Source organism: Achromobacter xylosoxidans, from assembly GCF_001457475.1.
GTDB classification, from domain to species: domain Bacteria; phylum Pseudomonadota; class Gammaproteobacteria; order Burkholderiales; family Burkholderiaceae_B; genus Achromobacter; species Achromobacter xylosoxidans.
Map to the genome: position 1 here is coordinate 5,579,194 of NZ_LN831029.1, position 13,070 is coordinate 5,592,263.

The window sequence follows — 13,070 nt, forward strand, 5'->3', positions numbered from 1 at the left end:
CGAACGCGCGCGTCCCCTCCCCCCACCAACAACGCCACAAAAAAATAGCCGCCCGGCCGCCCGGCCGCCCGAAGGCCGGGCAGCCCCCTCGGGGGGCAGCAAGCGCGCTACGCGCGCGCCGCGTGGGGGCCCTACTTCCCAGGCAGAGAACCGGCCGGGTCGACCGCCTGGCCGTCGTAGCGCAATTCGAAGTACAGTCCTACCTGCTTGCTGTCGCTATTGCCCATTTCGGCGATTTTCTGCCCCTGGCTCACCCGCTGGCCTTCCTTGACCAGCAGTTTGCTGTTGTGGGCGTAGATGCTGAGGAAGCTGGCGCTATGCTTGACGATCACCAGATGCCCGTAGCCACGCAGGCCGCTGCCGGAATAGGCGACGGTGCCGGCGGCCGCGGCCACCACCGGCGTGCCGGTGGTGTTGGAAATGACGATGCCGTTCGACCCCGAGCCATCGTAGCCGCGGGTCACCTTGCCCTGCGCCGGCCACACCAGCGAGATCGCCCCCGGCGGCGCGGTGCGCCGCTTGCCCATGCTGGAGGCGCCCGCGCGCGAGCCGCCCGAGGCCTTGGGCCGCGACTTGGACGGCGCGGAAGTGCTGGCCTGCCCCGCCGGCGGCACCACTCGCAGCATCTGCCCCACCTCGATTGCATTGGTGTTCGACAGGTTGTTCCAGCGTGCAAGGTTGGATACGCTGGTGCCCTGCTTGCGGGCGATCTGCGTCAGCGTGTCGCCCGACTGCACCCGGTAATAGCCGGGCTGGACCTTGGTCGTGGTGCCGCAGGCGGCCAGCAATGCCAGCAACGCGGCCAGCAGCGCCAGCCGGACGAAGCGGATGACATCGCGCAGGGGCGGACGCGCCCGGGCGAACCCGGAAACGGCAATGGAATCGGGGGCTGGCAGGGTCTGGGCGGGCAAGGAGAGCACTGAATCCTGGAACGGAGTGGGACACGACTGCGTCCAAGGGTACCAAGATTTTCGAACGGCGGTATGCCCCCGGCAACTTTCGCGGACGGTGCCGGGCCGTGTTGTATAACCCCGCTGATTGGCGCGAGCCCGCGCTCGCCATGGATCACCGCGTCTGCAAGGAACGATATGGCAACACCACGAGCGCCCCGAAGAAACCTGTACTGCCTGCTGTGGGCCATCCCCTACCTGCTGTGCGGGGTCTTCTCGCGCCTGCTGAACGATCCGGTCAGCCACGCGGTCTTCGTCTGGCTGCCGCCGGGCGTGGCGGTGGGCGCCTACCTGCTGACGCAGCGCCGCAATTGGCCGCTGCTCCTGGCCGCCTTCTTCTGCGCGCAACTGGTCTTGACCAGCTTCACGCGCGGCCAACCCGCCACCGCGCTGGTGTTCGCCATCGCCGCCAGCCTGTCCAACCTGCTGGCGGCCTGGACGGTGCAGCGCCTGGCCCCGCGCGAGGGCGGACTCGGGCTGGTCGCCGCGCTGCTGGCCGGCGCGCTGGCGGGCGCGGGCCTGTCGGCGCTGCTGGGCGGCGGCTGGCTGTGGCTGACGCAGGAAGCGCATGGCTGGCTGCGGCTGCGCACCTGGGTCGCGGCCTACCTGGCCGGCATCCTGATCGTCGCGCCGGCCCTGACCGTGTGGGCCCATTTCCGCCCGCGCCGCTCGGGGGGGCCGCGCAAGCGCGACCTGGTGCTGGGCGCCATCGCCTACGTCGCGCTGATCGCCTCGACCTTCATGACCTTCGACGGCGACATGATCCAGAACCTGCCGTACGTGGTCACCTTCGAGCTGACCTACCTGCCGCTGGTATTCGCGGTGTTGACCGCGCTGGTGTGGGGTCCGCCGGGCGGCACCCTGGCTGTCATCACGCTGGCCCTAATGGCGCTGTACCAGAGCGCGCAGGGCGAAGGCCCGTTCGTGGAAGCCAACGACCATTGGCACGTGCTGCTGGCCACGCAGGTCTACCTGGTGGTCACCGCGCTGCTGATCCTGCTGGTCAACACCCTGCGCGCCGCCCGCGCGCAGGAACTCGAGAACGCCGAGCGCTGGCGCGGCCGCTTCGATCTGGCGCTGGCCGGCAGCCATCAGCTGATGTACCGCTACAACCCGTTCGACGGCTCGCTCGAACTGGCCGGCGACCTGCAGGGCGCCCTGGGCGTGCAGGCGGCCGCCATTTCCAACCTGGACGCGCTGCTGGCACTGGCCCACCCGGACGACCGCGCGCGCCTGACGCTGCACTGGGCCGCGCGCCGCGCCGGCGCCCACGACCGCACGCCGCTGCTGTTCCGCATGGCGCACGCCGGCGGCGGCTGGCGCGTGATCAGCGACCGCGGTTCGCCGCTGGAGGATTTCGACGGCAGCGTGGCCGTCGTCGCCGGCATGTGGCGCCTGGGCGAAATCGAGCAGGCAGATGTCCACTAGCACCGGAGCCCTGCTCATCCACGGCTTGGGCGGCACCCAGTACGACCTGGGATCGCTGCACAAGATCCTCAAGCGCGCCGGCATCGAGACCCACTCGCTGACGCTGCCCGGGCACGGCACGGTTCCCGAGGACCTGCTGCCGGTGCGCGCCGAAGACTGGATCGACGCCGTCACCGCCAAGTACCGCGAGGTGGCCGAACGCCACGACACGCTGCACGTGGTCGGCATGTGCCTGGGTGCGCTGCTGGCGGTGGAGCTGTGCAAGCGCGTCGGGCACCGCAAGGGCAAGCTGGTCAGCCTGGCCGCGCCGGTCTTCATCGACGGCTGGAGCACGCCCTGGTATCGCGGCCTGCGCAAGCTGGTCTACCGCATCCCTGGCCTGGCCGCGCGCATGCGCGTCGAGGAAGAAGAACCCTACGGCATCAAGAACGAACTGGTGCGATCCATCGTCAAGGCCAAGTTCGAGCGCGGCGAGAATTTCCATTACCGCTGGGTGCCGCTGGCCTGTGTCCGCGAGGTGGACCGCCTGCGCCGCTTCGTGCAGCGCGGACTGAACGCCATCACCTGCCCCAGCCTGATCATCCATGCGCACGAGGACGAGCTGACCTCGGTGCGCTCGGCGCGATTCCTGAATGACGCCATTGCCGACAGCCGGATGGTGCTGCTGGACAACAGCTACCACATGATCTGCGTGGACAACGACCGCGACCGCGTCGCCGCCGACATCCTGCAATTCATGGACAAGCGCCCCGACACCGCGCGTCCGGGCCGCGCCGCCGCGATGACCGGCGACGAGGTCGAGCGCCTGCTCGCGCAGTACCGCGAGGCGTTGCTGTCGGGCGAATACGAAACGTTGTTCCCGCTGTTCGCCGACGACGTCGTGTGGCAGGAAGGCGGCGACAATCCCCTGAGCGGCGAATACCGTGGCCGTGGCGGCCTGATCGACCTGTTCTCGCGGGTGATGGACTATTCGCGCAACACCTTCACCGTCGACAGCGTGGGCCAGCCGGCCCTGGCCGGCCGCGCCATCGCGGTGCCGCTGACCTTCCAGGTGCGCGACGGCGCCACCACCGGCCGCGGCGCCGCCACCCATACCCTGCGCCTGCGCAACAACAGCATCGTCAAGGTAAGCGCGCAGGCCGCCGACCCGGCCGCCGACGACGCCCTGTGGCGACGGCTGGCCGTGGCCAGCGGACTGGAGCCCGAGGGCGACGCCATGGATCCGGCCACGCTGGCGATCGCGGCGCAGGACCTGGAAGACGCGTTCGAGGCCGCCGTGATCGAACTGCGCGCCCTGCCGCAAGCGCCCTCCACCAGCGTCGCCATCCGCCTGCACGCCTATGAACGGCAGGCCCGGCACGGCGACGCGCCCGCGCAGGATCCCGCCGACGCCACCGTGCGCGAGCAGATCGAGCTGGCCACCTGGCGCCTGCTTGCGGGCCTGCCCGCCGACCAGGCCCGGCGCCGCTACATCGCCCTGATCCGGCGCCTGGATCCCGATACCTGATCCTGGCCGGCAACAGGGCCTACAATCGGCGCATGCCCGCCTTGACCCGACCTCCACGAAGCCGTGGCGCCTTGCGCGTCCGCGGTGTGCTGTGGCTGGCGTTCCTGGCCTTGCTGCTGCGCGCGGTGGTGCCCGCGGGCTACATGCCCGACGCCCGCGCGCTGCACGACGGCCGGCTCGAGGTCACCTTCTGCTCGGCGGCAGGCGATATTTCCACGCTGCGGCTGGCGCTGTCCACCGATGACAAGGGCGGCGCGGGTTCCGGCGCCCACTCCAACGCCGATACCGGCGCGCAATGCCCCTTCGGGCTGCTGGCGCACGTTGCGCCCGCTCCCGCCTCGCACACCTCGCCGCTGGCGTTGTCCAGCGGCCGGGCCGCGCCCTCCGCGCCGGCCCCGCTCGCGCTGCCCGCGCAGCCGGCCCAAGGGCCGCCCCTGGGCTCGCGCGCCCCGCCTCGCCTGGCCTGACTCCGCCTTTCCGCGCGGCCCAGCCGCGCCTACGCGAACCGTCAAGCAACGAGGTTTTCATGCACTCCCCATCCCCGCGCGCCCTCCTGGGCGCGCCGCCCGCGCCCGACCGTCACCGGCGCCGGCTGCTGTCGGCCCTGGCCCTGCTGCCCCTGGCCGGCTGCGGCCCCGAAGCCCCCAAGGTCAACGGCATGGACCTGTCCAGCATGCCCACCGGCGATTTCCGGCTGAAGGACACCGAAGGCCGCCAACGCCAACTGGCCGACTATCGCGGCAAGACCGTGATGCTGTTCTTCGGCTTCACCCAGTGCCCGGACATCTGCCCGACCGCGCTGACCCGCGCGCTGGAAATAAAGAGCCTGCTCGGCGCCGACGCCGCCAAGCTGCAGGTGCTGTTCATCACCGTTGATCCGGAGCGCGACACGCCGGAAATCCTGCAGGCCTACATGCGGGCCTTCGACCCCGCGTTCGTCGGCCTGCGCGGCGACGCCGAACAGACCCGCGCCGCCGCGCAGTCGTTCAAGGTGTTCTACCAGAAGGTGCCGACCGGCTCGTCCTACACCATGGACCACACCGCGCTGACCTACATCATCGACGCCCAGGGCAAGTTGCGCCTGGCCCTGCGCCACCAGCAGAGCGCCGAGGAATGCGCGGCCGACCTGCGCACCGTGCTCTGACCCACCACACCAACCAAAGGAATTCCCGATGAAACCGACCGCTTTCAAGTCCCTGGCCGCCGCCTTCGCCCTGGGCGCCCTGGTGCTGGCCAGTCCTGGCGCCCTGGCGCAGGACGCCACGCTCAAGGTCGAGGACGCCTGGGTGCGCGCCACGGTGCCCAACCAGCACGCCACCGGCGTCTTCATGCGCCTGACCTCGCCGACCGCGGCCCGCCTGGTGGGCGTGGAATCCGCCGCCGCCAAGCACGCCGAAGTGCACGAAATGGCCATGCAGGACAACGTCATGAAGATGCGCCAGGTGCCCGCCATCGACCTGCCCGCCGGCAAGCCGGTGGAACTCAAGCCGGGCGGCTACCACGTCATGCTGATCGACCTGGCCAGGCAGATTTCCGTGGGCGACCCGGTGGCCCTGACGCTGCTGGTGCAGGACGCCGACGGCAAGCAACGGCGCGTGCCGGTGACGGCCGAGGCCCGTCCGCTGTCAGCGGCGGCCGCGCCGGCCGGGGATCACAAGCACTGAAGCGGTGCCGCGAAATACGGGGATCGCATCACCGCAAGCGGATTGACACCTGTATTTCAAGCTTGAAATAGCTGTTTGCAAGACAACCCGCGTTTCCCGCAACGCCACGGCCCGCGCCCGGTCGAATCAAGAAAACCGGGCGCGCGGCCGCGCCACGCTCCCGGCGCGCATCGCCCGCATCCCAGGAAATCGTCCCCAAGCCGCAGCGGGGACGACGGCGCGGCCTGCCCCCAGGCCGTTTGCTTTGATTGCCAGGAGCGTTTCATGAAGACATTGACAGCCACCTTGTTGCTTTGCGCCGGCCTGACCGCCGCCGCAACCGTGCAAGCCCAGCAGGCCCAGGCCCCGGCCGCCCAGTACAAGCGCGATCTGTACGGCGACTGGCGTGTCAGCTATCCGGCGCCCGCGGCCAAGACCTCGGACCAGGTATCCTCCGAACTGGCCCGCGCCAAGGCCGACGGCCAGTACACCTTCGGCCAGGAAGACTACCCGCCCGCCATCGTCTCAACCGGCCCCGGTGAAAGCCGCGCCCAGGTCGAACAGGAACTCCAGACCGCCGAAATGCAAGGGCAGATGGCGTCCGACCAGGAAAGCTATCCGCCGATGCCCATGGCCCATAGCGGTATGTCCGACATGCAGTAATAAGGGACACACCGCGATCTGCGGCCCGTGCTGATTCCTCATACAATGCCAGCACACATCCGCCGCCGGCGGCCCCGCGGGGCCCGGCGGCAGCGCGGCGCCCCATGCCGCCCAGGATGCCAGCGTTCCGCGCAGCCGGGCGCCTGATCCGCCGGCGATGGACCGGCAACCCTGTGTCTGGATATGCCCGGTAGTTCCGCCTTTTCCTTCCTGCGTACCCTCTGCAGCCTGCGCTGGCTCGCCATCGCGGGCCAGGCTGCCACCATCCTGGTGGCCAGCGCCGTGCTGGGCCTGGCCCTGCCGCTGGAACCGCTGTGGATCGGCGTGGGCGTGCTGATCGGCTTCAACGTCTACGCCAGCCTGCGCCTGCGCCACAGCCGCGACCTGTCGCACGCCACCGCCTTCGGCCACCTGCTGGTGGACATGGCGGTGCTGGCCTGGATGGTGGGCTGGAGCGGCGGCCTGAGCAATCCGTTCGGCATGATGTTCCTGATCCTCACGGCGCTGGCGGCGCTGGCGCTGCCGCGCAACTGGGCGCTGGCCGCCGCGCTGGCGGGCATCTCCGGCTATTTCGCCGCGGCCATCCTCGGCCAGCCCCTGCGCGGCGACGTCAACACCCACACCCTGCTGCTGTGGGGCCTGGGCGCCAACTTCCTGATTTCCGTGGTGGTGGTGCTGGTGTTCACCACCCGCCTGGCCGCCGACCTGCGGGCGCGCGAACGCGAACTGGCGCGCCTGCGCGAACGCTTCACGCGCAACGAGGGCATTGTCGCCCTGGCCACCCACGCGGCGGCCATGGCGCACGAACTGAACACCCCGCTGGCCACCATGACCCTGCTGGCCGACGAGATCGCCGCCGAGGTCAAGGAGCCCGAACTCAAGCAGGATGTCGCCACCCTCAGCCAGCTGCTGGCCCTGTGCCGGGAACGCATCCGCAATCTGGCGGTCCCAACCGCGGTGGACCTGGTTCGCGTGGTGGGGCAATGGCGCCTGATCCGGCCGACCATCGACCTGCAACGCTCGGGCACCCTGCCGGCCAGCCTGCGGGTCGATCCGGCCATCGCCCACCTGCTGCAGGCGCTGCTGAACAACGCGGCCGACGCCGGCGAAGCCGCCAGCGAGCCGCGCGTGGACCTGCACCTGGAATACGGCTACGGCGCCCTGCGTGGCGAAGTGCGCGACTACGGCCGTGGCTTCGACCCCGACCAGACGCTGCTGCCGGCCACCAGCCTGTTCAACAGCGGCAAACCGGGAGGGCTTGGCGTCGGCCTGGCCCTGTCGCACGCCACCGTCGAGCAGATGGGCGGCGAAATGACCATGACGGCCGCCGATGGCGGCGGCACCCGCATCCGTTTTTATTTACCCCTCGGTAGCCCCGGGACCTGATATGTTGAATCCCACCGACCTCGGCCTGCTGATCGACGACGACGAGCTCTACGTGCGCACCCTGCAGCGCAGCCTGTCGCGCCGCGGCCTGGAAACCCGAACCGCCACCGGCATCGCCGAAGCGCTGCGCGTGGCCGAAGAGATCCGCCCCGCCTTCGCGCTGGTCGACCTGCGCCTGGGCGAGGACTCCGGCCTGACCCTGATCCGTCCCCTGCGCGCCCTGCGCGCCGACATGCGCATCCTGCTGGTCACCGGCTACGCCAGCGTGGCCACCGCGGTCGAGGCCATCAAGCGCGGCGCCGACGACTACCTGCCCAAGCCCGCCACCGCCCCGATGATCCTGCGCACCCTGGGCCTGGTGAAGCCGGAAACGGTTACGATCGAAACCACCATGACGCCGTTGCACCGCCTAGAATGGGAACACATCCACCAGGCGCTGCACGAGACCGGCGGCAACGTGTCGGCCGCCGCCCGCCTGCTGGGGATGCACCGGCGCTCCCTGCAGCGCAAGTTGGCCAAAAAACCGGGGCCGGAACGCGAGGTCCTGGTCGACTGATTGGCGCGGATGCCACACATCGCAACAATCCCGTCTTGTGCAGGTGCGACATATCGTCGCACCCCCACCCTTCCAGCAAAGCCCGCCCCCGCCTGGGAAAACCCTTAACGGGAAGCCTTGAGGGCAAAAGCCCGCCAGGCAATGCGACCATTCGTCGCAGCCTTGACCCAAATCAAACCGATAGGATGGACGTTGCTGCCTAGCAGCATTCCAGTCTGCTGCTACGCAGCATTTCCCACCTTCCATCCAAGGCTGTACGTGAAACACCCCCTCCTTGCGACCCTTACGCGCATTTTTGGCGTCGGCGCGGTCATGCTGCTTGGCGGCTGCAACATGGAAATCCTCTCCCCCAAGGGAGACATTGGCGCTCAGGAAAAGACCCTGCTGTTCACGGCAACCGGTCTGATGCTCCTGGTGGTGATCCCGGTCATCATCATGATCCTGACGTTTGCCTGGAAATACCGCGCATCCAATACCAAGGCCGACTACCAGCCCAAGTGGGCCCACTCCACGGCGATCGAAGTCGTGGTCTGGACCGTGCCATGTATCATCGTGGCGATCCTCGCCGTGATCACCTGGCGCTCCACGCACGCGCTCGATCCCTACAAGCCGCTCGTCTCCGAGCACAAGCCGGTCACCATCGAGGTGGTGTCGCTGGATTGGAAGTGGCTGTTCATCTACCCCGAGTACGACATCGCCACGGTCAACGAGATCGCCTTCCCGGTTGACGTCCCGGTCAATTTCCGGATCACCTCGGCCTCGGTCATGAACTCGTTCTTCATCCCCCAGCTGGGCAGCCAGATCTACTCGATGGCGGGCATGGAGACCAAGCTGCACCTGAACGCGCGCGAGCCCGGCACCTACGCCGGCATCTCGGCCAACTACAGCGGCGCCGGCTTCTCCGGCATGCGCTTCAAGGCCATCGCCACGTCGCAGGAAGGCTTCGACAACTGGGTCAAGGAAGCCAAGGCTTCCGGCACCGCGCTGACTCCGGCGGTGTACCAGGAACTGACCAAGCGCAGCGAACACAACCCGGTCGCCAAGTACGCCTCGGTGCCGCCGTCCATGTTCGACTACATCCTGGGCAGCACCATGTCCAAGATGGCCGGCGTCGATGACGCCACGTGCACCCCCACGTCGAATAATCTTGTCGCAGGATTGACTCAATAATGCTCGGGAAACTCACCCTCGAGGCCATTCCGTACCATGAACCCATCGTCATGGTCACGCTGGCCGCCGTGTGCCTGGGAGGCCTAGCGGTCTTCGGCGCCATCACCTACTTCCGCAAGTGGAAGTACCTCTGGACCGAATGGCTGACCTCGGTCGACCACAAGCGCATCGGCGTGATGTACATCATCGTCGCGCTGATCATGCTGCTGCGCGGCTTCGCCGACGCCATCATGATGCGTACCCAGTTGGCCGTCGCCTCGGCCGACTCCGCCGGCTTCCTGCCGCCCCACCACTACGACCAGATCTTCACCGCCCACGGCGTCATCATGATCTTCTTCATGGCGATGCCCTTCATCACCGGGCTGATGAACATAGTGGTGCCGCTGCAGATCGGCGCCCGCGACGTGGCCTACCCGTTCCTGAACTCGCTGAGCTTCTGGCTGTTCGGCGCCGGCGTCGCGCTGATGATGATCTCGCTGTTCGTCGGTGAATTCGCCGCGACCGGCTGGCTCGCCTATCCGCCGCTGTCCGGGCTCGACTACAGCCCAAGTGTCGGGGTGGACTACTACATCTGGGCGCTGCAGATCTCCGGGCTGGGTACAACACTCAGCGGCATCAACTTCATCGTGACCATCCTGCGCATGCGCGCGCCGGGCATGACCCTGATGAAGATGCCGATCTTCACCTGGACCTCGCTGGTCACCAACGTCCTGATCGTGGCCGCCTTCCCGGTGCTGGCCGCCACGCTGGCGCTGCTGACGATGGACCGCTACCTGGGCACGCACTTCTTCACGAACGACATGGGCGGCAACGTCATGATGTACGTGAACCTGATCTGGATCTGGGGCCACCCCGAGGTCTACATCCTGGTGCTGCCGGCCTTCGGCGTGTACTCCGAAGTGGTCGCCACGTTCGCCCGCAAGACCCTGTTCGGCTACAAGTCCATGGTCTACGCCACGGCCGCCATCGGCGTGCTGTCGTTCCTGGTCTGGCTGCACCACTTCTTCACCATGGGCGCGGGGGCCAACGTCAACGCGTTCTTCGGCATCGCCACGATGATCATCTCGATCCCGACGGGCGCGAAGATCTTCAACTGGCTGTTCACCATCTACCGCGGCCGCCTGCGCATCACCACGCCGGTGCTGTGGACGCTGGGCTTCATGCTGGTGTTCGTCATCGGCGGCATGACCGGCGTGATGCTGGCCATCCCCGGCGTGTCGTTCGTGCTGCACAACAGCCTGTTCCTGATCGCCCACTTCCACAACACCATCATCGGTGGCGTGGTGTTCGGTTGCATCGCCGGCATGACCTACTGGTTCCCCAAGGCTTTCGGCTTCAAGCTGAACGAACGCCTGGGCCGCTACTCGTTCTACTGCTGGTTCGTCGGCTTCTTCCTGGCCTTCATGCCCCTGTACATCCTGGGCTTCAAGGGCATGACGCGTCGCCTGAACCACTACGACAACCCCGAATGGCAGCCGTACCTGCTGGTCGCGCTGGCCGGCGCCGCGCTGATCATGCTGGGCATCTGGTTCCTGCTGCAGCAAGTGTTCGTGTCGGTGCGCCAGCGCAAGCAGAACCAGGACATCACCGGCGATCCCTGGGATGGCCGCACCCTGGAATGGTCGATCTCGTCGCCCGCGCCTTTCTACAACTTCGCCCACGTTCCTCACGTCGATGAACTGGACCAGTTCTGGGAAGACAAGCAGAACGGCAAGGCCTACAAGCGCCCGGCCAAGTACGAAGACATCCACATGCCGAAGAACACCGCCGCCGGCGTCTTCATCGGCGCATTCGGCCTGGTCATGTGCTTTGCCCTGATCTGGCACATCTGGTGGCTGTCGATCGTCGGTTTCGTCGGCATGATCGGTTCGTTCATCGTCCGCGCCTATGACCGCGACGTCGACTACTGGGTCCCGGCCGCGGAAGTCGAACGCATCGAAAACGCCCACTTTGAAAAAATGCAGAAGGCCGCCTGAGCCATGATTCAAGCCGTAGCCACTCACCCCCACGCGGGTCACGACGATCACGCGCACCATGACGATGGATCCAAGACCGTTTTCGGTTTCTGGGTCTACCTCATGAGCGACTTGCTGATCTTTTCGGTGCTGTTCGCGACGTTCGCGGTGCTGGCCAACGCCACCGCGGGCGGCCCCACCGGCAAGGAACTGTTCGACCTGAAGTTCGTGCTGGTCGAAACCCTGTTGCTGCTGTTCTCGAGCTTCACCTTCGGCATGGCCAACCTGAACGTCCACGCCAACAACAAGAGCCGCGCAATCGGCTGGTTGATGGTCACGTTCCTGTTCGGCGCGGGCTTCATCGCGATGGAAGTCTATGAATTCCATCACCTGATCACCGAAGGCGCGGGCCCCGGCCGCAGCGCCTACCTGTCGGCGTTCTTCACGCTGATCGGCACGCACGGCCTGCACGTGACGTTCGGCCTGATCTGGATCGTCGTCATGATCGACATGATCCGCCGCCATGGCCTGGACTCGATCAACAAGCGTCGCCTGGCGTGCCTGAGCCTGTTCTGGCACTTCCTGGACATCGTCTGGATCTGCGTCTTCACCTTCGTCTATCTTCTGGGAGCCCTCTGATGTCGCACTCCGCTGCGGCCGCACACGGCCACGACGATCACGCCGCCGACCACGGCAGCCTGAAGTCCTACATCATCGGTTTCGTGCTCTCGCTCCTGCTCACCTTCGGCTCGTTCGGCCTGGTGATGAGCGGCGCGCTGTCCCACACCATCACCATCATCGGCGTGGTGGCGCTGTGCGTGCTCCAGCTGCTGGTGCAGCTGGTGTACTTCCTGCACATGGGCGCATCGAAATCGGCCCGCGACAACCTGGCCACGTTCGTCTTCACCGTGATGATCATCGCCATCATCGTCGGGGGTTCGGCCTGGGTGCTGTACAACATGAACGTCAACATGGGCCACGCCATGTAAGACCCGTCATCCGATGACGACAGACAGGCGCCGCGAGGCGCCTGTTTTTTTGGGTGGCAGGCATTTCGCCGCGACGATCCCCCCCCGATCGATCCATGGCGGAATTGACCCAGCGCAGGAGGGGTCATCCGGCATTCGTCATATATTCCGGCTTATAACGATTTCTTCGATCCTTCCCTCGCCAACCGCCATGGATGCCCTTCTCACCGCCCCTCCTGCCACCGGCGACATCGATGCCCTGGCCCGCGCCCTGCTGGACCACGCGTCGCCCGGCCATCCGGACGCCCGCTTCTTCGCCACCGTGATCGGCAAGAGCCTGGCGCACCATGACCTGGCCCGCACCGGCCTGTCGCCCGTCGAGCTGGCCGAGGTGCTGGCCAGCGTGTTTCCGGGTGCGCAGGGCGGCGCGACCACCGCGCTCGCCGACCTGCGGGCACAATTGCTCGCCTACGCGGCGCGCGGCCTGGCCAATCCGCAACCGGATTTCACGCGCCTGCTGCGCATGCTGCTCCAGGCCTGCGGCGGGCCCGCGCCCACCACCGCCTGGGTCACCAGCGTGTTGGCGCACGCCTGCCTGCGCCCGGACCATCTGTGGCGCGACCTCGGCCTGACCGGCCGCGAGGACGTCACCGCGCTGCTGACGCGCCACTACCCGGGCCTGGTGGCGCGCAACACCGCCAACCTGCGCTGGAAGAAGTTCCTGGCGTATTCCGCCTGTGAACACGCCGGCCTGCCGCTCGCCGCCGCGCCGGGCTGCGCTGCCTGTGAGGATCATGGCTTCTGCTACGGCTCGGCCAGGGCCGCCTGAGCCGGCCGGGCATGC

At 67.5% G+C, this 13,070-nt stretch carries 14 protein-coding genes; 13 read left to right on the forward strand and 1 reads right to left on the reverse strand.

Going from position 1 to position 13,070, the window contains the following annotated elements; genetic code table 11:
* Nucleotides 1–131: 131 nt before the first annotated feature.
* Complete coding sequence (locus tag AT699_RS25185) at nt 132–842, reverse strand: peptidoglycan DD-metalloendopeptidase family protein (protein ID WP_035182616.1); 711 nt, start codon at nt 840–842, stop codon at nt 132–134.
* Between the two features lie 246 nt (nt 843–1,088).
* On the opposite strand from AT699_RS25185, the gene AT699_RS25190 reads away from it, so the two are divergent.
* The 13 genes from AT699_RS25190 (at nt 1,089) to AT699_RS25250 (ending at nt 13,055) form a co-directional block, all read left to right on the forward strand.
* Nucleotides 1,089–2,378 carry an MASE1 domain-containing protein gene (locus AT699_RS25190; protein WP_024070239.1) on the forward strand — a complete coding sequence of 430 codons (1,290 nt, stop codon included), beginning with the start codon at nt 1,089–1,091 and terminating at the stop codon, nt 2,376–2,378.
* Nucleotides 2,368–3,885 carry an acyl-CoA-binding protein gene (locus AT699_RS25195; protein ID WP_006386697.1) on the forward strand — a complete coding sequence of 506 codons (1,518 nt, stop codon included), beginning with the start codon at nt 2,368–2,370 and terminating at the stop codon, nt 3,883–3,885. The genes AT699_RS25190 and AT699_RS25195 overlap by 11 nt, the downstream gene beginning before the upstream one ends.
* A gap of 71 nt (nt 3,886–3,956) precedes the next feature.
* Nucleotides 3,957–4,352 carry a DUF2946 family protein gene (locus AT699_RS25200; RefSeq protein ID WP_232254269.1) on the forward strand — a complete coding sequence of 132 codons (396 nt, stop codon included), beginning with the start codon at nt 3,957–3,959 and terminating at the stop codon, nt 4,350–4,352.
* 59 nt (nt 4,353–4,411) lie between these two features.
* Complete coding sequence (locus tag AT699_RS25205) at nt 4,412–5,029, forward strand: SCO family protein (RefSeq protein WP_024070242.1); 618 nt, start codon at nt 4,412–4,414, stop codon at nt 5,027–5,029.
* A gap of 28 nt (nt 5,030–5,057) precedes the next feature.
* Nucleotides 5,058–5,549, forward strand: a complete 492-nt coding sequence (locus AT699_RS25210) for a copper chaperone PCu(A)C (RefSeq protein WP_006387449.1) — start codon at nt 5,058–5,060, stop codon at nt 5,547–5,549.
* 264 nt (nt 5,550–5,813) lie between these two features.
* Nucleotides 5,814–6,191, forward strand: a complete 378-nt coding sequence (locus AT699_RS25215) for a DUF4148 domain-containing protein (RefSeq protein ID WP_006387448.1) — start codon at nt 5,814–5,816, stop codon at nt 6,189–6,191.
* Between the two features lie 183 nt (nt 6,192–6,374).
* Nucleotides 6,375–7,577 (forward strand): ATP-binding protein, encoded by a 1,203-nt coding sequence (locus AT699_RS25220; protein ID WP_006387447.1) that lies wholly within the window; start codon nt 6,375–6,377, stop codon nt 7,575–7,577.
* Nucleotide 7,578: 1 nt separating this feature from the next.
* Nucleotides 7,579–8,133 carry a response regulator transcription factor gene (locus AT699_RS25225; RefSeq protein WP_006387446.1) on the forward strand — a complete coding sequence of 185 codons (555 nt, stop codon included), beginning with the start codon at nt 7,579–7,581 and terminating at the stop codon, nt 8,131–8,133.
* A 258-nt stretch (nt 8,134–8,391) separates the two neighbouring features.
* Entirely contained in the window at nt 8,392–9,303 is a 912-nt protein-coding gene (gene cyoA, locus AT699_RS25230; protein ID WP_026384598.1) for a ubiquinol oxidase subunit II, read from the forward strand.
* On the forward strand, nt 9,303–11,279 hold the full coding sequence (gene cyoB / locus AT699_RS25235; protein WP_020926575.1) for a cytochrome o ubiquinol oxidase subunit I: 1,977 nt from the start codon (nt 9,303–9,305) through the stop codon (nt 11,277–11,279). The genes cyoA and cyoB overlap by 1 nt, the downstream gene beginning before the upstream one ends.
* Before the next feature lie 3 nt (nt 11,280–11,282).
* Nucleotides 11,283–11,897 (forward strand): cytochrome o ubiquinol oxidase subunit III, encoded by a 615-nt coding sequence (gene cyoC, locus AT699_RS25240; RefSeq protein WP_006387443.1) that lies wholly within the window; start codon nt 11,283–11,285, stop codon nt 11,895–11,897.
* Complete coding sequence (cyoD, locus tag AT699_RS25245) at nt 11,897–12,247, forward strand: cytochrome o ubiquinol oxidase subunit IV (protein ID WP_006387442.1); 351 nt, start codon at nt 11,897–11,899, stop codon at nt 12,245–12,247. Before cyoC ends, cyoD begins: the two co-directional genes overlap by 1 nt.
* A 190-nt stretch (nt 12,248–12,437) precedes the next feature.
* On the forward strand, nt 12,438–13,055 hold the full coding sequence (locus AT699_RS25250) for a nitrogen fixation protein NifQ (protein ID WP_006387440.1): 618 nt from the start codon (nt 12,438–12,440) through the stop codon (nt 13,053–13,055).
* Nucleotides 13,056–13,070 lie beyond the last annotated feature (15 nt).

Coding starts and splice junctions, on each gene's coding strand:
- AT699_RS25190 (WP_024070239.1), top strand. CDS start 1,089: ATGGCAACACCACGAGCGCCCCGAAGAAACCTGTACTGCCTGCTGTGG.
- AT699_RS25195 (WP_006386697.1), top strand. CDS start 2,368: ATGTCCACTAGCACCGGAGCCCTGCTCATCCACGGCTTGGGCGGCACC.
- AT699_RS25205 (WP_024070242.1), top strand. CDS start 4,412: ATGCACTCCCCATCCCCGCGCGCCCTCCTGGGCGCGCCGCCCGCGCCC.
- AT699_RS25210 (WP_006387449.1), top strand. CDS start 5,058: ATGAAACCGACCGCTTTCAAGTCCCTGGCCGCCGCCTTCGCCCTGGGC.
- AT699_RS25215 (WP_006387448.1), top strand. CDS start 5,814: ATGAAGACATTGACAGCCACCTTGTTGCTTTGCGCCGGCCTGACCGCC.
- AT699_RS25220 (WP_006387447.1), top strand. CDS start 6,375: ATGCCCGGTAGTTCCGCCTTTTCCTTCCTGCGTACCCTCTGCAGCCTG.
- AT699_RS25225 (WP_006387446.1), top strand. CDS start 7,579: ATGTTGAATCCCACCGACCTCGGCCTGCTGATCGACGACGACGAGCTC.
- cyoB (WP_020926575.1), top strand. CDS start 9,303: ATGCTCGGGAAACTCACCCTCGAGGCCATTCCGTACCATGAACCCATC.
- cyoC (WP_006387443.1), top strand. CDS start 11,283: ATGATTCAAGCCGTAGCCACTCACCCCCACGCGGGTCACGACGATCAC.
- cyoD (WP_006387442.1), top strand. CDS start 11,897: ATGTCGCACTCCGCTGCGGCCGCACACGGCCACGACGATCACGCCGCC.
- AT699_RS25250 (WP_006387440.1), top strand. CDS start 12,438: ATGGATGCCCTTCTCACCGCCCCTCCTGCCACCGGCGACATCGATGCC.